The organism is Acinetobacter haemolyticus CIP 64.3 = MTCC 9819 (assembly GCF_000369065.1).
Classification (GTDB): Bacteria; Pseudomonadota; Gammaproteobacteria; order Pseudomonadales; family Moraxellaceae; genus Acinetobacter; species Acinetobacter haemolyticus.
Window position 1 is genome coordinate 381034 of the sequence record NZ_KB849799.1, and the last position, 23200, is coordinate 404233.

Sequence of the window (23200 nt, forward strand, 5' to 3'; positions counted from 1 at the left end):
GCTTTACCTTGGTTTCATAAGCTAAGGTTTCAACTGAATATTTTGCAACTCAGCATCAAATGTATCTACTAAACTTTTAATCGTTGGCTCTTGATGCAACAACTCAACTGCACGATTAAATGCTTTTTCCTTACGTGAGTTTTGCAAAATCAAAGGAGTATTTGAGCTTACATCACCATACTCTACACTGAATTGGGTCTTCGGCCATTGTGCTTTCAATGCTTCCTCTAAACCATGTTGCAATTGAGACAACATTCCCTCGTATTGCTGTGGAATATGAAAAATAGAAGCACCATTAATTTGCCCATGCATCACGCCATGCTGTGCGAGCTCTTGTACTGCTGGTGACAATTGACTGGTTCTAAACCAATATTCCCATTTCGCCAAATCCCACTCTCCTTCCAAAATCTGCATAGGCAGCTTGAGAATGTCCTGAGGCATTAAATCGAAATGATCATCCTGTGCCCGCTCAACGATTTGCTCACTCAATTGAACTTGGGTATTTGACTCAACTGAAAAAACTAAAACATCTTCTGACTTAGTAATATCTAACTGAAAATGTTGCTGATCAACTGATGTATCCAATCCGATAAGCTGGCCATTCTCAGCATCAAAAACCATTAGATCAGCATTTTTCTGTTCAGGTTCAGGTTCAGGTTCAGGTTCAGGTTCAGGTTCAGGTTCAGGTTCAGGTTCAGGTTCAGGTTCAGGTTCAACATTAACTACTTTAGCATCTACTGCAAGCTGCTGTTCAACACCTGAACTTTGGGTGAATTGCAGTGATGATGTTTCAATAATTACAGTTGACTGATCACTGACGGTGACTTCACCTATGCTCAATGGTCTAAATGCAAGCATCCGCAAAACACACATTTCAAAACCTTGTTCTTGTGTGACCGCCAACTGCAAATCTGCACGACCTTTACATGCGATTTGATAATAAAGTTGTAAATCTTGTGCTGAAACTAAACGAGCAAGATGTAAGATTTTCTGATTAATTTCTTCGCTGTATTTTAGGGCAAGATCAGGCAAATACTGCAACATGGCCAATTCATGCAATGTTGAAACCAACTGATCGAGAACCAATGAAACATCTAATGCTTGTTGTCTAAATTGCATCAGCAATTGACTCACTTGTGCCTGCTGATTTTGATGAATAGCTAAAATCAAATCATAAATAATCGTACGATCAATCAAGCCCAACATATCTTTGACATCTTGATGATGCACTGCGCCTTGACCATAGGCAATTGCTTGGTCAGTCAAAGATAATGCATCACGCAAAGAACCTTGTGCAGACTCCGCAATTTGCCAAATCGCATCTTGATCCGCATCAATATGCTCTTTAGCCAAGATCGCTGTTAAATGTTCAGTAATTTCATCTACAGCCAGAGGGCGCAACGTAAATTGCAAACAACGTGAAACCACAGTAATTGGAAGCTTTTGCGGATCAGTCGTTGCAAATAGAAATTTTACATGCTCAGGAGGTTCTTCCAATGTTTTAAGTAAAGCATTAAAAGAATGCGTAGAAAGCATATGCACTTCATCGATCAAGTAAACTTTGAATCGACCTTGTGTCGGTGCATAAGGAATATTATCAAGCAGTTCACGGGTATCTTCGACTTTAGTCCGTGATGCTGCATCAATTTCGATCAAATCAATAAAACGACCTTCATTCACCGCTTTACAAGTAGCGCATACTTCACATGGTGTTGAAGTTACACCAGTTTCACAATTCAAACACTTGGCTAAGATACGTGCAATCGTGGTTTTACCAACCCCACGCGTTCCTGTAAATAAGTAAGCATGGTGTAAACGTCCACGCTCCAAAGCGCTGGTTAACGCACGAGAAACATGATTTTGCCCCACTAACTCATTGAAATTACGAGGACGGTATTTTCTTGCCAGTACTTGATACATGTATGCTCCCTTTTTGCATCTTAAGCATACTGTTTTTTTGAAAGACTGTGAACGAATACGCTGCTAATTGATCAAGATTAAATACATTCCATCATTTTTATTTCCACAATGATTACATCGCGACAATGCTTGCACCAATCCTCAACTGCATAGACAATACACCTCAAATTTATACGTTTTGGTTTTCTCCTTATGTCTCAACAATCTTTGACGGTTTTAGGCGGTATTACTGCAGAACAATTTCTTGCCGAATATTGGCAAAAGAAACCTTTACTTGTACGCAATGCGATGCCTGAGATCATTGGTCTATTAGAACCAGCAGATGTTCAGGAACTCGCATTAGAGGAAGATGTTACCGCTCGCTTAATCCGTCAAAAAAATAAAAATCCAAATGAATGGCATGTCAAATCATCGCCACTAACCAAAGGTGACTTCCAAAAACTACCGAATCTTTGGACGCTCTTGGTACAAGCAGTAGACCACTACTCTTTTGATATCGCAGAATTATGGAAAAAATTTCCTTTTATTCCACAGTGGCGACGTGATGACATTATGGTGTCTTATGCACCTAAAGGAGGATCTGTTGGTAAACATTTTGACTTTTATGATGTTTTCTTAGTACAAGGTTATGGTCATCGCCGTTGGCAGTTGGGCCAAAAATGTGACGAATCAACTACGCTTATTCCCGATCAGCCACTAAAACTTCTCACGGAAATGCATGTTGAATTTGACGAAGTGCTTGCACCTGGCGATTTACTTTACGTTCCACCGGGACTTGCACATTATGGTGTTGCAGAAGATGACTGTTTAACATTTTCTTTTGGCTTCCGTATGCCAAACCTTTCAGAAATGATCGATCAGGTCAGTGATAAGTTTGCTGAAAATGAAACACTTAAAAAACCACTCATCGACATTGCACGTCAACACACTGCTCCAATCGGTAAGATCAACAGTACTGAACTTGCCTATTTAAAAGCGCAATTGTTAGATTACCTTACTCAAGCCCCTGAGTTTGAGGCGGCAATCATGTCTTATATGAGTGAATCAAATTACCCAAATAGCATTCCTGAACCTGAAGAAATTACAATAGAAGATTTACTGGAGGTCATTGGGACTGGTTATCAGTTAATTTTAGAACCAGCATCAAGACTACTCTACAGAGAACTAGGAGACAGTTTAGATTTCTGGGCAAACAGTGAAAATGTATGTGTATCCAAAAATTTCGAAAATGAATTAAAGAAAATCGCGGATGGTGAAAGCTTAGAATTTAATGAGAAATTCAATCAACATGAAGTTTTAGAAGATATAGCTCAATTGCTCAATAGTGCAATCGTGATGCTTTTGCCTCCAAATTAACTTTTTAGCAACGACTTTCGAGTAAATTTATGGAAGTATATGAAACACATCAACTATGTCGTTTTATTACAGGTCATTAACTATACTCGAAAGTTGTAATCCAATTATTGGTATAAAAATTACATATTAATATTTGAATAACAATAAAAAATTTATAAACTGTTTATTAATAATATTAAACATACATTAAAGCTAATTATTTTTTGATTACAACGGAGTCATCACCATGCTTAAAAAACCTTAGTTTGTTCATTTATTGCATCCTCCCTCTTTCTTCAGACGGTTCACGCTTGCACTAGAGCGGTGTATTTAGGCAATAATGATCATATTATTACTGCCCGCTCAATGGATTGGAAGGTTGATGTCGGAACAAACCTTTGGATTATGCCAAGTGGTATCGAACGCGATAGCAATGCTGGACCAAAATCACTGAAATGGAAATCCAAATACGGTAGTGTGATCGCAACTGGCTATGATATTTCGACAACAGATGGAATGAATGAAGCAGGCTTAGTGGCAAATGTGCTTTGGTTAGTAGAATCTCAATATCCTGACACTAAAAAATCGAACAAACCACAATTAAGTATCTCCGCTTGGGCACAATACTTACTTGATAATTTCTCAACAGTAGCTGAAGCAGTTAAAACCTTAGAGAAAGAACCATTTGATTTAATTACAGACAACGTTCCTGGTGAGCAACGCCTAACAACATTACACTTGTCGATTTCAGATAAAACTGGTGATAGTGCGATTGTTGAATATATTGGGGGTAAGCAAGTCATCCATCATAATAAAAAATATCAAGTGATGACCAATTCACCAACCTTTGACCAGCAACTTGCATTGAATACCTATTGGCAGCAAATAGGTGGAACCGTTATGTTACCTGGTACAAATCGTGCTGCGGATCGATTTGCACGCGCATCATTCTATATCAATGCAATTCCTAAAAATGATAATCCAAAAGATGCAATCGCCTCTGTATTTAGTGTTATTCGTAATGCATCTGTACCCTATGGTTTAAATACAGCAGAAGAACCGAATATCTCTTCAACACGCTGGAGAACTGTAGCAGATCATAAACAGCAATTATATTTCTTTGAATCTGCTGTTTCACCAAATGTTTTTTGGATAGATTTAAAGAAAATTAATTTTAAAGATGGAATAACGCGTAAACTTGATCTTGGCAAAGATCAACAGAATACCTTTGCTGGTGATGCCACGAATCAATTTAAAATTGCCAAGCCATTTGAGTTTCTTGGTCCTCAGCTACACCATTCACGTTAAAAATTCACCCAAGAGAATTCAGATATGAAAAAAATCATTGTCTTAATTGGTCTTTCGTTCACACTTGCTGGTTGTGTCACACCAGTAACATCAACAAGTAGTAACAGCAATGATCTTATAGCAACAGCAGGTTCTTTAACCTGTAAGGCGAATGAACTTTGTCCGAGTGTGGTTGTTGAATGGGACAAGCAAAACAAACAACAACTTAAGCTTGATGTCGCACTGACTAGTAGTTATGACTATTATGATATCGGTAACATTATTTTTACCATCGATGGCAAAACATTTACCTATGCACCTATAGGACCGACCCAGCAAAAATATATAAACCGTTTGATTCCAAAGCGCTCATCCAACACTTTCGTTATTCCGAGTTCATTTTTGTATGAGTTGAGAAATGCCAAAAATGTGGATCTCGCTATAGATACCAACAAAGGCGTAATTAAACGTTCAGTTTATACCCCAACACAACAATCTATGCTTTACCATAACTTTGCACAACTCATAACTGAACTCACCCGCTAATCCCTCCTTGTTTACACATAATTAGAGATCAATTGTATTGCTACAGTTGATCTTTAATTTCAAAAAATGCAAATGATTATTATTTAAATTTATATGCTTAGTTATTTACTCACTATCTATATTAACTAAAGTTAACCACAATTTATTTTTTTATATTTTCTTACTTTGTACACGACAAAAAAAGATAACTCATTGAAATAATGGCATAATACTTGTTTTCTGACGACGAATATGATGACACATTTCAATGAGTTACATCTCATCTTAAACAAATATCTAAAGTGGAACAAGTCACATGCAAAATGTTTTACACTGATTATGCTTGCATTAATTGTAAAACAGACATGTAATCTTTCTTCTGCATCTAAAGCCTTACCCATCAAGTGCTTACCACAATCATTTTATCGACGTATACAACGCTTCTTTGCAGATCAGTATTTCGATTATCGTCAAATTTCTCAGTTAATTTTCAATATATTTTCATTCGATAAAGTCCAATTAACTTTGGATAGAACTAATTGGAAATGGGGAAAACGAGATATTAATATCTTGATGTTAGCCATCGTCTATCGTGGAATAGCGATACCTATTGTTTGGACATTGCTCAATAAACGTGGAAATTCAGATACAAAAGAGCGTATTGCTTTGATTCAACGCTTTATCTCCATTTTTGGTAAAGATCGTATTGTGAATGTGTTTGCAGACAGAGAATTTATCGGTGAGAAATGGTTTACATGGTTAATTGAAAATGACATTAACTTCTGTATACGTGTTAAAAAAACTTTATTGTGACCAATCACTTAGCCAAGAATCATAAAATTAGTGATTTATTTCGTCATCTTCAAGTTGGTCAAACTGAATGTCGTAAACGACGTATTTGGGTTGGTCGAGTGAAACTGTATATTAGTGCGCTACGATTAGAAGATGGAGAGCTTTTACTTGTTGTTTCTCCTATGTTTAATGCTTCTGCTATTCGTGATTATGCATTACGCTGGGAAATCGAAACGTTATTTAGTTGTCTCAAAGGACGTGGATTCAATCTTGAAAATACTCGTTTAACAGACCCTAGACGAGTCAAGAAATTGATAGCAGTGCTAGCTATCGGTTTCTGTTGGTGCTATTTAACAGGTGAATGGCAACATGATCGGAAAAAAGCGATAAAAATAAAGAAGCATGGACGACTTTCAGTAAGTTTATTTCGCTACGGTTTGGACTATGTTCAAATGGCTATTCTACGTTTGATTGGTTTTGGAAAAAAAGAAGAATTTAAGAAAGTGCTAGCAATTTTAAGAAAGAAAAAGCCTGATAGGACAAGGATCCTATGAAATTTGTCGTGTACAGAGATTTTCTTATTAACTCATATATACAGTTTCGATATTAATATTATAAATTCATGCTGTTATTTTTAACTGGTCTATTTCGTTGTAAAATTTAAAATCAATCAAATAAATATTGTTATTTTTCGCTATGATATTTATTTGATACAGTGTAGACTATTCGCCAAAATTGCATGATGAAATGCAAAAAGATGCTCTTGATGACGAGCAAACTCGAGGCGTTATATGTCAAAAAAAGAAGATATTATTACCACAGCGTTACGACTGTTTAACTCGCATAGTTACAATTCGGTTGGGGTTGATCGGATCATAAGCGAGTCTAATGTCGCAAAAATGACATTTTACAAATATTTCCCTTCCAAGGAAAAATTAATTCAAGAATGTCTGATCCAACGCAATCAAAATTTACAAGCCTCGTTAAATTTAACACTAGCAGAGTGTGACCCAACAGATCATTTGGGACAGCTTAGAGCAATTTTTGAATGGTATTCAGCATGGTTCAATAGTGACGATTTTAACGGCTGCATGTTCCAAAAAGCACTCGATGAAGTTATTAAAATCTACCCTTCGACTTTGGAACCAGCAACACAATATAAAATTTGGTTGACGGCACTCATTGAAAACTTGCTTGCGAATCTTGGGATTCAAAATCCAATCCATCTGGCAACACTCATTGTAAGCATACTTGATGGTATGACAATACAGGCACATGTCAACAAAAGCTCAGTCGATATTAATGAGTATTGGAAACGTGTAAATCAATTAATCAGTTTTGAGCAAGCACTAACATAAACAGCTCTATCCCTTTAGTCATAGAGGGATAGCTTATAAAAAATAATGTGATAAAAAAATAAAGCGTGATTTATAATTATTTTTCTGGCTCACGCTTGCGTCTGAGTGTAAAAGAATAATAAGTATTATTACCCTCTGGCGGTTATGTTTTCACATCTCCGATCCTTTTTATGCAGACAGATTATTCTGTCTTATTGGCAATTGTATACAATTTTTCACAAAGCACAATCATTATTTTAATTTTTTGCATATTTTTAGATATATTAACAACTTAATTTTATTGTTTAACAAAAATTAATAATTACTACTTACATCAGAATGGATTGATCCGTTTTTAAGCAATAAAAATTATTTTGTGAATTACATCTATAATAAACATTATTTTTGAGATATAAATCACAAAAACACATATACTTATTAGATTTTTTGATATGATATGTCATTAAAATCCATTGCAATTATGCAGTTTTACTACATTTTTTCCCATTTCTCACCTTATACTAGACCCGGTTTTCTGGTAGTGATGAGCGTATGCAAAAGGATCTTGAAATTGAGGCAATGAGAGAGTCTGCTGATATCGTTGTAAATGTACTTAAATCTCTTGCAAATACTGATCGATTAATCATTTTGTGTCATCTAACTCAAAAAGAGCTCAATGTTTCTCAAATTGCCGAAGTAACAAAAATTGTTCAACCCACACTTTCACAACAACTGATGATGTTGCGTAAAAGTAAAGTAGTATCTACTCGCAGAGATGGTAAACAAATTTTTTACTCTATCCTTGATCCCAAACTCAGTATTCTTTTAGAAACCTTATATAAACATTATTGTCCCCAAGTAGAAGTTTAAATTATCTCTCCTTTGTTTAGCATTTTTTCTGCATAATATATATAAATTTATGATTTAGAATATTATGCATGAAACTGCTAATGCCTGACTTTGATAGATTATTTCCAGCTCGTAAATGGTTGAGTCATTATCAAACAGCAAGTTTTAAGGCTGACCTAGTCGCAGCCTTAATCGTACTTGCTATGCTTGTCCCACAAGGCATGGCTTATGCAATGTTAGCAGGACTACCTCCAATCATGGGTATATACGCAAGTATTTTGCCAATGATCATTTATGCCTTTACGGGCAGTAGTTCAACACTTTCAATCGGTCCTGTTGCCATTATTTCAATGATGGTTTTTGCAGCATTGAATCCCCTATTTACAGTGGGATCTCAAGCCTATATTGAAGCAGCCTGCCTACTTGCCGTCTTAGTTGGTTTGATCTCATTTGTTCTTGGCATTTTCCGTTTTGGATTTTTAATCCAACTGATTAGCCACCCCGTGATCAAAAGTTTTATCATCGCGTCTACTTTATTAATTGCCTTGGGACAATTTAAGTTCTTATTTGCTATTCCTTTACAAGCGAACAATATTCCTGAGTTTATTATTAGTCTTCAACAAAATTTTCATCAAATCAGTTTAAGTAACTTTAGTATCGGAATTATTTCAATTGTCTTACTGTTCTTATTGCCTAAATTAATTCGATCAGGTTTTATAAACAGAATCATTCCATTGTTGATTCTACTTTGCTCTATTCTCATCATGACATTTATCATTAATAGCAGTCACTATTCAATTCAAACGGTTGGTGTCATCCCCTCAGCTTTACCCAGTTTTCATTTTCCATCTTGGAACTGGAATTTGGTAATACAATTACTCCCAAGTGCTTTTATGATCGCCATGATTAGCTTTATTGAGTCACTGGCCATAGCACAGGCAACTGCGCTAAAAAAACGTGACGATCTAAACAGCAACCAAGAACTGATCGCTCTTGGCTTAGCCAATATCGCTGCTGGCATAAATTCTGGTTTTGCAGTTTCAGGTAGTTTATCTCGTACTGTAGTCAATGCTGATGCTGGCGCAAAAACCCCTATGGCAGGTGTTCTATCTTCCATCTTGATGATCGTTGTCAGTTTATATTTTACCGGATTTTTTCAAAATCTACCTTTAGCAGTCTTGGCTGCAACCATCGTTGTTTCTATCTGGAAGTTGATAACACTGAGTCCTTTTATTGAGACATGGCGATATTCAAAAGCAGATGGTTTGGCAATGTGGGCAACTTTTATCGGCGTAACCTGTATTGATATCACGACAGGATTAATCATTGGAATTATTTTAACGTTTGTACTATTACTGTGGCGTGTCAGCCGACCACATATCGCGGTGATCGGATTAGTAGAAGGCACGCAGCATTTTAGAAATATATCTCACTATAAAGTAATTACCTCGCCTGATATCGTTTCATTTCGTGTTGATGAAAATCTAAGCTTTCTCAACGCACATGTACTGAAAGGCTACATCATTACTCACGTGAGTCAAAACCCTCAACTACAGCATGTTGTCATTAATTGCTCAAGCATTAGCAACATCGATCTGAGTGCACTTGAAATGTTGGAGGAAATAAACATAGAGTTATCACTTTTAAATATTCAACTACACCTTTCCGAAGTCAAAAGTCCTGTGATGGAAAAGCTAATCAAATCAGCTTTGATCAAGGAATTGTCTGGACAAGTTTTTCTAACACATTACCAAGCGATACAACAACTTTCGGAAAGCAGCGCGACAAAAAAGTAATTTATAGCTCTTTTTTTATTCAAAAAGATATGGCATATTTTTTAAAAATACTTTTTAAAAACATTGTGTTATTTTTTAAATTATTTTTAAAGCAATTCGCTTGCAAAAAAAATTTTAATATTCACGGTTCTTAGGTATAGAATACGGCGCTTGTTTAACCTTAAATCGTGCATAGGTTTATAAGGCCTTCATATGTTTAATGTATTGTCTCGCTTGAGTTTAGTTAGCAAAATTATTATCGCTATTTTTTTAGGGGTCGGCGTGGCATTGCTCTTCCCAAATGTCACACCTTACCTAAGTTTATTAGGTGAGTTATTCATCAAGGCTTTAAAATCTGTCGCACCAATTTTAGTTTTTGTACTTGTACTCTCTTCTATCGCAAACTTCAAAGTCGGTCAAAATGCGAATTTAAAACCAGTACTGACACTCTACTTATTAGGAATGCTCCTTGCTGCTTTCAGTGCAGTGATTGCGAGTATTCTCTTTCCAAGTCAACTGTTTTTACATTTAGCGGCGCAATCAGAACTACAAGCACCCGGCAATCTGGCTGAGATTTTAAAGAACCTCATGCTGAGTTTTATTGCAAACCCAGTACAAGCAATCAGTGATGCTAATTTTATCGGTATTTTAGCATGGGCTGTTGGTCTTGGCTTAGCTTTACGTCACAGTTCTGACAATACAAAACATGTGCTCACTGATGTTTCGAATGCGGTCAATAAAATTATCCATATCGTGATTGCTTTTGCACCAGTGGGTATTTTTGGTTTGGTTGCAGTAACCTTTGCAGATGCTGGTTTTGCAACCTTAGCAAGCTATGCACATTTGTTGATGGTTCTCATCGGTACAATGATTTTTGTCGCATTAGTGATAAATCCAATTTTAGTTGGAATCACCATGCGTTCGAACCCATATCCACTGGTCTTCAAATGTTTAAAAGAGAGTGGAATTACCGCCTTTTTTACACGTAGTTCCGCTGCCAATATTCCCGTAAACTTAGACCTTGCACATCGCTTAGGTGTCAATGAAGCAACTGCCGGTGTATCCATTCCACTTGGTGCAACCATTAACATGGCCGGGGCTGCTGTTACAGTGACTGTTTTAACGTTAGCGGCTGTGAACACACTTGGTATTCACGTAGACTTTAGCACTATGGTCATCTTATCTGTCGTTGCAGCAGTTTCTGCTTGCGGTGCTTCGGGTGTTGCTGGTGGTTCATTATTACTCATCCCTGTTGCTTGTAGCTTATTTGGTATATCATCTGAGATTGCTATGCAGGTCGTCGCGATTGGTATGATTATTAGTGTATTGCAGGACTCAACTGAGACTGCACTTAACTCATCGACTGACGTTCTATTTACTGCAGCCGTAGATTTTAGAAACCGCCAAGACTCATAGGTCAGTATGCCTTTTCAACGTTTACCAAACTGGATTCAACTGGGTGCTTTTTTATTGGCATTGAATGCAGGGATGGTAAACGTTCTCGGTTTATTCACCGTACTTCACCAGTCTGTTTCCCACATGACAGGAAATGCCAGCCTACTCGCAATGAGCTTGGTAAATTGGCAGCCAGATCACCTTCTTTATCTCAGCCTCGTTTTGATTTGTTATGTGATTGGTTCATTTTATAGTGGACTGATTCTAGGCAATGGCAATGTAGCGCTTGGTCGCCATTATGGCTTTCCATTAAGTCTAGTCGCGATTTTCCTATTTCTAACATGGTTACTTATTCCTTATTTTCCACGATATGGTTTACTTTGGGCATGCGTCGCCATGGGCGTTCAAAATGCAATGGTCAGCCACTATAAGGGTGCAATTATTCGTACTACCCACCTATCAGGTGTACTCACTGATATCGGCCTAGCATTAGGTTATAAAGCCCGTGGATTGCATGTAGAAAGACGTCGCATTTTTCTTCACTTACTTATTTTTTTCGGTTTTTTAGTCGGTGGTGTGCTTGCCAGCATGCTCTATCCTTACCTACAATTACAAACCTTCCTCATTCCTACAGCTTTAAGCTTAATAATGAGTGTGGCATATTGGATTTATTATTTTCGTTCTCCATCAAATTTAAATTCGGACTAAATCATGGTTAAAAATGCACTTCAAGCTCAGTTATTAAAAGCAGGTTTGTTGGATAATAAAAAAGCGAAAAAGCTCACTAAACAAGTTCAGCATGAACAACGTCTTGGACAAAATGATGACGCTGCATTAAAGGCCGATATTGATCGAGCTAAACAAGAAAAAATCGCCAAAGACCAAGCATTAAACTCAGAAAAACAACGTATTTTAGAAGAAAAAGCACTAAAAGCATCGATCATTCAAATGATCAAACAACACAAAGTTCTACAAACTGAAGGTGATATTGCCTACCAATTTATTGATGACAATAAAATTAAAAAAGTTTATCTATCTCAACAAGTATATAACGCGCTTGTTTCAGGTTCACTTGTGATTGCAAAAGATCAAGAAAGTTACGCCTATCTCCCTAAAGCCTTGGCAGATAAAATCAATCAAAAAATGCAGGGCTTTATCTTGGTAAACAACAACAGCGAACAAAATAATGAAACTACCGACGAAGATGATCCGTATGCAGCCTATGTTATTCCTGATGATCTCATGTGGTAAATCCTGCACATATTATGTAAAAACGTCTTACAAATCGTATATAAACTGTGATTTAAAATAATATCCCCACAATTCCACCTTACAATCCTTGCTTAAAGAATCGTAAGGTATTTGGGTTTGAATTATTTAGATTTTATCCGTGAAATAAAAGTTGAGTTGAGTCAATATCCTTTATTGGAAATGTTGATTGCTTTAACAATTCTAATATTATTTGCAGCACTGGCAAATTTTATTGCTAAACGAATCATTGTTCGTGGAATACGACACTTAATTACCAAACTTAAATCCCCAAATCAGTCTATTTTTGCACAACATAGTGTTACCCGCCGTTTTGCCAATATTGTTCCAGCCATTGTTATTATGAATGGAATTACAACTGTCCCTCATCTACCAGAGAAAGTAGTCAGTTTTGTGCAAATGGGCGCACAAGCTTTTATTTTCCTTACCCTTGCGCTGACAGTGAGTGAAGCACTTAATATTTTTAATCTGATCTATCAACGTAATCCAAAATCAAGAAACAAACCGATCAAAGGTTATTTACAGCTTGTTAAGCTGATCTTATTTGTGGTTTGCGGTCTAATGATCTTGGGCACTTTTCTCAAAAAAGATGTATTTACCCTACTCGCCGGTTTTGGTGCAATGGCAGCCGTGTTGATGTTGGTTTTCCAGAACACTATTCTTTCATTGGTAGCGAGTGTACAAATCGCATCTTATGATATGGTTCGTATTGGAGACTGGATTGAAATGCCATCTTTAAATGCTGATGGCGATGTCATTGATATGTCATTACATACTGTGACTGTTCAAAACTTTGATAAAACCTACACCACCATTCCAACGAATAAGTTAGTTACAGATACTTTTCGAAACTGGCGTGGCATGAGTAACTCAGGTTGTCGCCGTATGAAACGCTCACTGTTCATTGATCAAAGTAGTGTTCATTTCATGAGCGAAGAAGAGCAACAAAAGCTAAGAGATTTTTTATTATTGGATCAATACTTAGATTCTAAAAAATCTGAAATACAAGAATTTAATAATCACCTAAGTAATCAATCTCGATATAACCAAAGACGCTTAACTAATTTAGGGACTTTCAGAGCTTACGTTGAGTTCTACTTGCGTCAACATAGTGGCATTGCTCAAAATCAAACGATCTTGGTTCGCCAACTGCAACCAACCAGTGAAGGTTTACCTTTAGAAATTTATGCATTTACCAATACAATTGCTTGGGCTTCTTATGAAGCAATTCAGTCTGATATTTTCGATCATTTAATTGCAATTATCCCAGAGTTTGGATTAAGAATTTACCAAGCACCGTCTGGATATGATTTTCAAAACCTTAACAACGACCATATAGACACTAAAAATGTGACTTAAATTTTTAATGGCTTGAGTTTTTACTAAATTCTATGCAGCAAAGACTCAAGCCATAGGTAGGTTAAATTGACTTATAATGGGAAAAATATCTAAACCCTTAATCTTTTTTCTTAATTTATTCTTAAAGAGCCTCTCTTATACTGAATAAAGTTATTTGGTCCACTTAAATAAATTTAGATTAAACTCATAAATTAATAAGAAAGCAGCAACCATCAGTGCAATTGCAATTGCGATGAGAACAAAATCGGTTGAAGGAATCCCCATAACCAAGAAAAAAACACCAGCGATGAACAATAAACAAGCGCCTAAATTTCCAACTCTTTTCAACTTTTCACTTCCGTATAAATGTGTAACAAGTCACAATTATCCACGTTTTTTGCAAAAAATCCAGTGCGATTATCGCTCAATTTAAACCATTTATCTTGTCTATGATCATAAAAAACAATTAAAAAAATTCATAACTGGCCTCTTTAAAAGTAATTAACTAATTTTTAATTTACTATTCACATTATTAGAAATATATATTCCAAATTAAATCACCCAGCAATCAACTAAAAATCAGATGATCATACATCTTAATTTAAAGCTAATTGCTGCAAAAAAGAACCAAGTTATAAGTAAATTTCTGGAGGATAAGGTGTGTCGTCATTCACAGGTAAATGATATTCCTGCTGAATAAAAAAACCTTCTGGTGCTTGTTCAATATCAATAGTGATTGAATCCGACATAATTTGCGGATAAGCCCAAATAAATTGTTTCAATACTCCCAATACCTCATTATTTTCCATATCACCAAAGATACGTTGCCAAATTGGGGCTTGATACGGTTTTGTACGATCAAAACCATAAAGATGAGCAATAGAGGCATCTGGTACAAAGCCTGCCAAATAGGCAATCTTGTCAGCTGGGTAGTTTAATTCTTGTACTGGAATTTCAGAGAGAACCTGATGTGCCAAACTTAATTTCGCCTCTAAAATCCAATCATAAGACTCAGTTGTAATATAATCGAAGTTTGGATACGCATAGTGATGACTTGGATAATTAATATCTGTCACAAGTGTTTCTATTGGTGTTCGTATCGTCGGAAAGAAAATTAACGGACTAACTTTCGCATTTGGATGCTTTGCTTTAATTACAGTGCGTAGATCTTGACATGTTTGCCCTAACTTATTTCTCAGCCATGCTTTGAATTCATCATAAGGTGTCCCCGTTTTATGCATAGCCTCATAGATGGTTCCAACATCTGGTGCGTATAATCCTGTATCCGCATGAAATGCCAGCTTAGTTGGAAAATCATAAATACACGGCAAATCAGTACCTTGGTTATACCACCACCATGGCTCCCCGATCTGCATATTGACCTCACATCCCGCTGCAGCCAATGTATCAGAAAACTCAATAAAAGCTTTGTGTAGGTAAGCCATTGCATTTTGATCACAGGGACTAAAAAAATAACTTGGCGGCTCATATCCAGTTCGGCCCAAATTACTATGCCAGTCCCGCTGCGCCCAGAGCTCATTTGCCGCAAGCGAATACATTTCAAAACTCACGCCAAAGATAGGTTGCATATTTGCTTGATCTAACGCGTTAGAAAAATACTCATGCCACTTTAGCGCGCATGGATTCACAACATTTTCATTGCTCACAAGCGTATCGGGAATCTGCCAAGTATTTAGATCACTGCGCCATTTCATCTCTGGGTATTTGGACATACCACAATAATGATTAATTAATCCCTGATAACCCAAGGCCTCAATATTATCCACCAAACGCTGAGGGTTTAAATCATAATGATCATCATAACTAGTACAAATGCCATGCTGGTGTTGAGCCACAATGACTCGCGTCAATGCTAGTCTGGCATTCACCCCTGTAGTAACCGAATTGATTATTCGAATATAACCATCCTCTGCTTGAGGCAAAGCAAGTGTCGAATGACCGTTATAACTCATTGTAAATGCTGAAAATGAGATACGGTGAATATGAGTGACAGGAAAATCATCAGTCGCCGAAAAACCTGCCTTTACCGTATCCCAGTTAATCTGAATATGTGCAGTTCGTGAAGCTGGTTGATCGGCATAATTAAACAATACGATATAAGCAACTTTATCTTGACCTTGCTCACGGTAATGCACAGTCAATGTTGGGGTTAATGCTTCGTTATTTAAAGCTGGCATAGAAGCTGAAAGCTCAAGATCAAAATCCCAGATCATTCCTGAGTAATCATATTTCGTTTCATAAGCCAGAAACTTATGATCTTTTGCATCGTGTGAGTCCCAAACTATTCCAGCAAGATCTGTTGTGGTACGCGACCTAAATACCACTTCAAAACCATTTAAGTAATTGGTAATTGCAAAAGACATCGTTTGCGGACCATCAACCCGCCAATACGTTGGATTAAAACGATCAATTTGAGTAGTCTCAATCTTTAATTTAGGACTTTGTGAATAATCAGAATATTGTTGCATGTGGTTTTTCTCAAGTGTTATTGATAATTATTAATATTAAGGAATAATAAAATTGTGTTTGTTTGATTATCATTAATTACTTTATTTTTCTGCTATCCTATACAGCTAAAGCTAAAACTTTATACATACATTTAGATAATAGCAAAGCATTTAGCCATTGAATCTAAGTCTACGTCTTGAGGAAAAAACAATGTTGAAGTGGTTTGAAAAATTAGTCGACCCATACCCCACCAAAGACTTAAACAAACCTCTACCAACCACTTTTTTTGCTTTCGTTTGGCAAGCGACTCAAGGGATCCGACCATATTTATTTTTGTTAATTGCTTGTACGGCTGCGGCTGCTTGCTTTGAAGCGTTATTCTTTGCTTATATAGGTAAACTAGTTGATTGGCTCAGTAGTAGTCAACCCAATAGTTTCTTCGCAACCAATCAACAAAATCTTACGATTTTAATAAGCATATTATTTGCCAATATTTTCTTTGTCAGCTTGCAAGCGATCATTAAACACCAAGTTTTATTTAGTAATTTTCCAATGCGCATGCGTTGGAGATTTCATAATTTACTTCTACAACAAAGCTTAGATTTCTTCCACACTGATTTTGCAGGTCGCCTATCAGCCAAAGTCATGCAAACTGCATTGGCTGTCCGAGAGTTTTGGATGATTCTCGGTGATATGGTGGTTTATGTTTTTATTTATTTCATAACAATCAGCCTCGTACTGGGTTCAATCTCTCCTATACTAATCGTTCCGTTAATCATATGGCTGGTTTTGTTTATTCTCATTGCCAGTTATTTTATTCCACGTTTAGGAAAAGTCTCTCAGGAGCAAGCGGATGCACGTTCAATTATGACTGGTCGTGTAACTGACGCTTATACCAATATTCAAACGGTGAAATTATTTGCTCATGCTGGACGTGAAAGCCAGTATGCCAAAGAGTCGATGCAAGAGTTTATGGTCACCGTTTATAAGCAAATGCGTCTAGGTGTAAAATATCAAATTAGTATTCGCCTACTCAGCGCATTTCTCTTTATTGGTGTCATCGGAACTTCAGTTTGGTTATGGACGCAAGGACAAGCTGCATTAGGTGTAATTGCAGCGACCACAGCAATGGTGCTCAAACTCGATAGTTTGGCAGAATTTATCATGTGGCATGTCACCATGCTGTTCGAAAATGTCGGTACTATTCAAGATGGTATGAAAACTTTAGGTAAACCGATTCAAATTCAAGACAAACAAGATGCAACAGAATTAAAAGTCAATCATGGTGAAATTCGCTTTGAAAATGTCTGCTTTGCTTATAATCAGAAAAATGTAATTGATCATTTGAATTTAACCATAAAACCTGGCGAAAAAATTGGAATAGTCGGTCGTTCAGGTGCTGGAAAGTCAACCCTCATTCAATTACTTCTACATTTTTACAAGATCAACCAAGGTCGTATACTAATTGATGGCCAAGATATTAATGACGTTACTCAAGACAGTCTTCGTGCCAATATTGCGTTAGTTACTCAAGATACTTCTTTATTACATCGCACTGTTGCTGAAAATATTAAGTATGGTCGCCCAAATGCGACTGAAGCTGAAATTCAACAAGCTGTAAGAAAGGCAAAAGCAGAAGAATTTATTCCCCAACTCACCGATCAAAAAGGACGTGTTGGATTTGACGCCTTTGTTGGTGAACGCGGTGTTAAACTTTCTGGCGGTCAACGTCAGCGTATTGCGATTTCACGAGTTTTTCTTAAAGATGCTCCTATCCTAATTTTAGACGAAGCAACCAGCGCACTTGACTCTGAAGTCGAAGCAGCAATCCAAAGCAGTTTAAATGACTTAATGGTTGGCAAAACGGTCATTGCAATTGCGCATCGATTATCTACTATTGCTCAGATGGATCGTTTGATTGTGTTAGATGAAGGCCGAATTGCTGAACAAGGCACACATGAAGAATTGATTGCAAATGATGGTTTATACGCCCAGTTATGGAAACGCCAAACAGGTGGTTTTTTAGTAGAACAGCGCGTGGTGGCTCAGGATACTGAATAATGTTGTATTTAGAAGATTTAAATGTTGGTGATCGTTTCATTAGTCGCGAATATGAAATGACACTCGAAGAAATTAAGCAATTTGCAAGTCAATACGATCCGCAACCTTTTCATTTAGATGAACAAGCTGCCGCACAACACCCTGTGTTTCAAGGTCTAGCTGCCAGTGGATGGCATACATCTGCTGTTACGATGCGCTTATGGACTGAATGTTTTCCAATCGCAGGTGGTCTCTTAGGGACTGAGTCAAGTCTACGCTGGCCTAGACCAACTCGTGCGGGCGACAAAATTCATGTTGAAGTTGAAATTACTGCAATTGTACCCTCTAAAACCAAACTTGATCGTGGTATTGTCAGTTACGTCACACAAGCTTTGAACCAAAACGGTGATGTGTTATTAATATCTACCACCAAAGTTATGGTATTTACAAAGCCGACTTAATGTTTTGAATGAGCAATGACCCGCTTGTCCAACAATTTTTATGATTGATTATTTTATTTCATGTAAAGATGATTAAGACTTTAGTGTTTAAAAGATATTGGCAAAATTGATGAGCGCCACGGAAAGCAGATGAAAACAACTTCAACTCGTCAAGATCAAGGTATACCAGGCGTCTATGGCTTATTACTATTAGATGTTGTTTCTCGTTGGGGATATAACGATGAAACTTTATTCGCTCCATTTCATTTAACAAGCGAACAACTGGCTGATCCGAATTATCGAATTCCTACACCCGTTGCGAATGAATTGGTGAAGCATGCATTGCGTCTGACAGGTGAAAGTACTTTAGGCTTCCATCTCGGAACGCAAATGCGTATTTCAATTCATGGATTTATTGGCTATGCCATCATGACAGCGCATGACATTACCGATGCAATTGCGCTCGCCAGTCGATTCATTCAATTGCGTTTACCATTTCTACAATTATACTTCTCGACCTTTGGGCCAAAAGCAACTTTACAACTGCAATGTGATATTGAAGTTGAGCCTTTACGCACCGAAATCATCTTAGGCTTGACCATCGGGATCATGACCATGGCAAAAGCCTTAACAGGGATTGAGGATTTAAGAGGTGAAGTGGATCTAGATTTCCCTGAGCCTACAGGGTTTGAAAAGTATAAAGATAAGTTAAGTAGTACGATTCGTTTTAATCAACCTCATCTCATTTCAAGTTTTGACAAAAAATATCTCGGCTTAAAAATGGTAAATGCCGATCCAATCGCCAGTCAAATCGCGATCAACCAGTGTGAAACTGAATTATCAGCACTAGGTGAAAGACGTCGTTTGGCGATGCGGGTACGTGACATTTTGACCAATTCAGAACAACATTACCTGAGTATCGAGAATGTCGCTGAACGCTTGCATATGTCTGATCGAACCCTAAAACGCCAACTGGCAGCCGAAGGCACCTCTTTTTCGACACTCGTAGATGAAGTCCGTTATCGCCATGCTACATCACTGCTTTCACGTACAGATTATAGTCTAGAACAAATTGCTGATGAGTTGGGTTATTCTGATGTCGCCAATTTCAGCCGTGCATTTAAGCGTTGGAGTGGCCGTAGCCCAAGTAACTGGCGTAAAGATCCATATTTATAATTTTCTAAATTGCTTCATTGATCGATGCTTTTGTTTTTATTGAAAAACCTGTATAAAGCTAGAAAAAATGATACGACGAATTGTTAAGGAGTTGTCATGAATCATCCAGCGGATTTGAAATATGCGCGCACACATGAATGGGTAAGAGTCGAAGGTGACTTGGTTGTAACTGGTATTACTGACCATGCACAAGATGAGTTGGGTGATTTAGTCTATGTTGAAACCCCTGAGGTTGGCAGTAAAGTTACTGCAACTGAACAAGCAGGTATTGTTGAATCTGTAAAAACAGCTTCTGATATTCATGCACCTGTTTCAGGTACAGTGGTTGAAGTAAATTTAGACCTTGAAGATGATCCTGATTTCGTCAATGAAGAGCCTTATGGCAAAGGTTGGATTTACAAAATTAAGCCAGACAATATGGCTGATGTGGAAAAACTTCTATCTAATAGTGAATATGAGTCGGGTTTATAACTTTATACTTACCTGAATCAGCCCAGCACACATGCTGGGCTTTTTTATGGATCACTGAATGATTTATAGCTCTAAAAGCAGGTTGTGAAACAGACCCCAAATCCTCCCATAAATCAGAATTGCATACTTTTCAAGCAAAATTCATCCGCAGTAAAAATCAGTATTATTTCTGCTCCTATAAGCCATGAATTCACTTAAACACTCACTTTTTATTCAAAATAATTATTCTACATTTGTACTTTTAGGTATTTTTTCTTCAAATGAATCACTTTAACTCTAAAAAATTTAGACATTTGTAACCAAAAACAAGATTTACATAATTAAAAATGAGTTTTACAGGTTTTTAAAAGCAAGAAAAACACTTGATTTATAGATAAAGGAATTAATATTCATACACTTAATTAAATTTACATAAAACACACAATAAATAAACATAAAAACAACAGTAATTCAAAAAACATTCATGCTTGAATCTGTGACCTTATCAGTCTTATTAGAATAGTAAATCAATTTTTGGCTATTCAGATGGGATTGTACCGTTATGGATATATAAGGATAAGCATCCATTATGAATTTCTCTAATCCCACTGTTGTTGTGTTCGTGGTATATATTACTGCCATGTTGGGTATAGGTCTGTACGCCTATTTTTCTACCAAAAGTCTTGATGATTATATTCTTGGAGGACGTAGTCTAGGCAGTTTTGTCACCGCATTATCGGCTGGTGCATCCGACATGAGTGGTTGGTTACTCATGGGTTTACCTGGCGCAATTTACTTGGCAGGACTATCTGAATCATGGATCGCCATTGGCTTGATTATTGGTGCATGGCTCAACTGGTACTTGGTTGCAGGACGGTTACGTGTACACACCGAAGTGCAAAATAATGCCCTTACCCTACCTGATTATTTTACCGGTCGTTTTGATGATCAGAAAAAAATCTTACGCGTAACATCCGCTTTGATTATTTTGGTTTTCTTCGCGATTTATTGTGCTTCTGGCATGGTCGCTGGTGCACGTTTATTTGAAACATTATTCGACTTACCTTATGGCACAGCCTTAATGCTTGGTGCATTTGCAACCATTGGTTATGTTTGTATTGGTGGATTCCTTGCGATCAGTTGGACGGATACTTTCCAAGCAGCCTTGATGATTTTTGCGTTGTTACTGCTCCCAATCATCACCTACCTCTCATTGGATGCAGGTGCTGCAGAATTTGCTGCTTTAGTAGAAACAGCTCGCCCGCATGCTTATAATTTTGCTTCAGATTTAAGTTTGGTTGCAATTTTTTCTGCAGCAGCATGGGGTTTAGGCTATTTCGGTCAACCACATATCTTAGTTCGCTTCATGGCTGCTGATTCAGTCAAATCTATTCCTGCTGCTCGACGTATCGGCATGACATGGATGATTTTATGTTTAGCTGGTGCAGTTGGCTCTGGTTTTGTTGGTATCGCATATTTCCAACAGCATCCAGAACTTGCCGCTGCAGTTACTGCCAACCCTGAAACTGTATTCATGGAATTGACTAAAATTCTATTCAATCCTTGGGTTGTTGGTATCATCCTTGCTGCAATCCTATCTGCGGTTATGAGTACTTTGAGTTGCCAGCTATTGGTTTGTTCGAGTGCCTTAACTGAAGATTTGTACAAAGGCATTATCCGTAAAAATGCTTCTCAAAAAGAGTTGGTTTGGATCGGTCGTGGTATGGTACTTGTGGTTGCAATGCTTGCGTTGTTCCTCGCACAAAATCCTGAAAGTAAAGTTCTAGGCTTAGTTGCTTATGCTTGGGCAGGTTTTGGTGCCGCATTTGGTCCATTGATTATTCTTTCATTGTTCTGGAAACGCATGACTCTAAACGGCGCATTGACAGGTATGATCATTGGTGCTGTAACGGTTATCGTTTGGAAAAACTTCTTTGGCGATACAGGTATTTACGAAATCATTCCAGGTTTTGTATTTGCATTTATCAGCATTGTTGTTGTCAGCTTACTTGGTAAAGCGCCAAATGCGAATGTTACAAATCGCTTTGAACAAGCTGATGAAATCTATGCACGTGAAATGAAATAATTTTTCAATAAATTTAAGGGGCTTTCGAGCCCCTTTTTTTGATCTAGTATTTTGCGCGTGATTTAATCTTGATTTTAGAGCTGTCTTTTACAACTTGCATCACTGGATAGCTCCGTGTCTCTTTGACACCAGGGAGTTGCCATAGGATTTGCCCTGCTATACGGCGAAACTCCTCCATGCCAGCACTACGCAACTTAATCAAAAAATCAAAACCTCCACTCACCATATGACATTCAACGATTTCAGGATGTTGGGTCACAGCATCAATAAAATCATCTAAAACATTTGGTGTCGTTTTATCTAAAAGCACTTCAACAAATACCAAAAAATTTGCATTCAGCTTGTTCGGATTGAGCTTTGCCTCGTAACCAAGAATAAATTCATCTTTTGTCAGCTTTTGCACGCGCGCCATTACCGCAGTCGGAGACAAGTTCACTAATTCAGCTAACTTACTGTTTGATATTCTCCCATCTGTTTGAAGAATATCCAGAATTTTCAAATCAGTTCGATCTAAAGTATAAATTGGGCTATCCAACTGAATTTTCCTCTAAAAAATGGTCGAAATATAGTGAGTTATACGGGTTTTATTCTGCAATGATAAATTATCTAAACCTCTCTACTCAATAGAGATAGAGTCTATTGGTATTTTATTTGTTAACCGCGCTGCAAACTAAAACTGCATCAAGCAAGGCATCAAATATCGATAGAACTTCAAGA

20 protein-coding genes are annotated in these 23200 nt (G+C 37.2%); 16 read left to right on the plus strand and 4 right to left on the minus strand.

Translation table 11 applies throughout. The features are described 5' to 3' along the window. Positions 1-21: 21 nt before the first annotated feature. Positions 22-1920 carry a DNA polymerase III subunit gamma/tau gene (gene dnaX, locus F927_RS01850; RefSeq protein WP_005080963.1) on the minus strand — a complete coding sequence of 633 codons (1899 nt, stop codon included), beginning with the start codon at positions 1918-1920 and terminating at the stop codon, positions 22-24. Between the two features lie 192 nt (positions 1921-2112). On the opposite strand from dnaX, the gene F927_RS01855 reads away from it, so the two are divergent. From F927_RS01855 to F927_RS01910, 11 genes are all read left to right on the plus strand, one after another. After that, positions 2113-3276 (plus strand): cupin domain-containing protein, encoded by a 1164-nt coding sequence (locus F927_RS01855; RefSeq protein WP_005080964.1) that lies wholly within the window; start codon positions 2113-2115, stop codon positions 3274-3276. Between the two features lie 255 nt (positions 3277-3531). Continuing rightward, entirely contained in the window at positions 3532-4563 is a 1032-nt protein-coding gene (locus F927_RS01860) for a linear amide C-N hydrolase (RefSeq protein ID WP_026057305.1), read from the plus strand. Positions 4564-4587: 24 nt separating this feature from the next. Beyond that, positions 4588-5088, plus strand: a complete 501-nt coding sequence (locus tag F927_RS01865; protein WP_005080967.1) for a hypothetical protein — start codon at positions 4588-4590, stop codon at positions 5086-5088. A 234-nt stretch (positions 5089-5322) separates the two neighbouring features. After that, positions 5323-6413 (plus strand): IS4-like element ISAba33 family transposase gene (locus F927_RS17020; protein ID WP_107010211.1). Its coding sequence is split into 2 segments (ribosomal slippage): positions 5323-5863 and positions 5863-6413, totalling 1092 coding nucleotides; the frame shifts between segments, so codons are not numbered across the junction. A gap of 237 nt (positions 6414-6650) precedes the next feature. Then, positions 6651-7217 (plus strand): TetR/AcrR family transcriptional regulator, encoded by a 567-nt coding sequence (locus F927_RS01880; RefSeq protein WP_005080969.1) that lies wholly within the window; start codon positions 6651-6653, stop codon positions 7215-7217. 531 nt (positions 7218-7748) lie between these two features. Continuing rightward, positions 7749-8066, plus strand: coding sequence for an ArsR/SmtB family transcription factor (locus F927_RS01885; protein WP_004638870.1), 318 nt, complete (start codon positions 7749-7751; stop codon positions 8064-8066). 68 nt (positions 8067-8134) lie between these two features. Further along, positions 8135-9841, plus strand: coding sequence for a SulP family inorganic anion transporter (locus F927_RS01890; protein WP_026057315.1), 1707 nt, complete (start codon positions 8135-8137; stop codon positions 9839-9841). Positions 9842-10033: 192 nt separating this feature from the next. Continuing rightward, entirely contained in the window at positions 10034-11236 is a 1203-nt protein-coding gene (sstT, locus tag F927_RS01895) for a serine/threonine transporter SstT (RefSeq protein ID WP_004638865.1), read from the plus strand. 6 nt (positions 11237-11242) lie between these two features. Continuing rightward, entirely contained in the window at positions 11243-11923 is a 681-nt protein-coding gene (locus F927_RS01900; protein ID WP_004638863.1) for a YoaK family protein, read from the plus strand. Positions 11924-11926: 3 nt separating this feature from the next. Continuing rightward, entirely contained in the window at positions 11927-12466 is a 540-nt protein-coding gene (locus tag F927_RS01905) for a DUF2058 domain-containing protein (RefSeq protein ID WP_005080974.1), read from the plus strand. Between the two features lie 117 nt (positions 12467-12583). Then, positions 12584-13843, plus strand: coding sequence for a mechanosensitive ion channel family protein (locus F927_RS01910; RefSeq protein WP_005080976.1), 1260 nt, complete (start codon positions 12584-12586; stop codon positions 13841-13843). Between the two features lie 150 nt (positions 13844-13993). Here the strand turns inward: F927_RS01910 and F927_RS17025 are convergent, their stop codons facing one another. Beyond that, positions 13994-14170, minus strand: a complete 177-nt coding sequence (locus F927_RS17025; protein ID WP_008941507.1) for a hypothetical protein — start codon at positions 14168-14170, stop codon at positions 13994-13996. Positions 14171-14454: 284 nt separating this feature from the next. Next, positions 14455-16311, minus strand: coding sequence for a non-contractile tail sheath protein (locus F927_RS01915; protein ID WP_005080977.1), 1857 nt, complete (start codon positions 16309-16311; stop codon positions 14455-14457). A 190-nt stretch (positions 16312-16501) separates the two neighbouring features. Here F927_RS01915 and F927_RS01920 point away from each other — a divergent pair, with 190 nt between their 5' ends. The 5 genes from F927_RS01920 to putP all read left to right on the plus strand — a co-directional run bounded on the left by F927_RS01920 (position 16502) and on the right by putP (position 22483). Further along, positions 16502-18352: an ABC transporter ATP-binding protein gene (locus tag F927_RS01920; protein ID WP_005080980.1), complete on the plus strand. Its 1851-nt coding sequence runs from the start codon at positions 16502-16504 to the stop codon at positions 18350-18352. Further along, a complete protein-coding gene (locus tag F927_RS01925) occupies positions 18352-18792 on the plus strand; it encodes a MaoC family dehydratase (RefSeq protein WP_005080982.1) in 441 nt (146 codons plus the stop codon). The genes F927_RS01920 and F927_RS01925 overlap by 1 nt, the downstream gene beginning before the upstream one ends. Positions 18793-18921: 129 nt before the next feature. Then, positions 18922-19947, plus strand: a complete 1026-nt coding sequence (locus F927_RS01930; protein WP_005080985.1) for an AraC family transcriptional regulator — start codon at positions 18922-18924, stop codon at positions 19945-19947. 96 nt (positions 19948-20043) lie between these two features. After that, positions 20044-20418, plus strand: coding sequence for a glycine cleavage system protein GcvH (gene gcvH / locus F927_RS01935; protein ID WP_004638847.1), 375 nt, complete (start codon positions 20044-20046; stop codon positions 20416-20418). Between the two features lie 568 nt (positions 20419-20986). After that, positions 20987-22483, plus strand: coding sequence for a sodium/proline symporter PutP (putP, locus tag F927_RS01940; RefSeq protein ID WP_005080988.1), 1497 nt, complete (start codon positions 20987-20989; stop codon positions 22481-22483). Between the two features lie 43 nt (positions 22484-22526). Here the strand turns inward: putP and F927_RS01945 are convergent, their stop codons facing one another. Beyond that, positions 22527-23018 (minus strand): Lrp/AsnC ligand binding domain-containing protein, encoded by a 492-nt coding sequence (locus F927_RS01945; RefSeq protein WP_004638843.1) that lies wholly within the window; start codon positions 23016-23018, stop codon positions 22527-22529. Between the last annotated feature and the right edge of the window lie 182 nt (positions 23019-23200).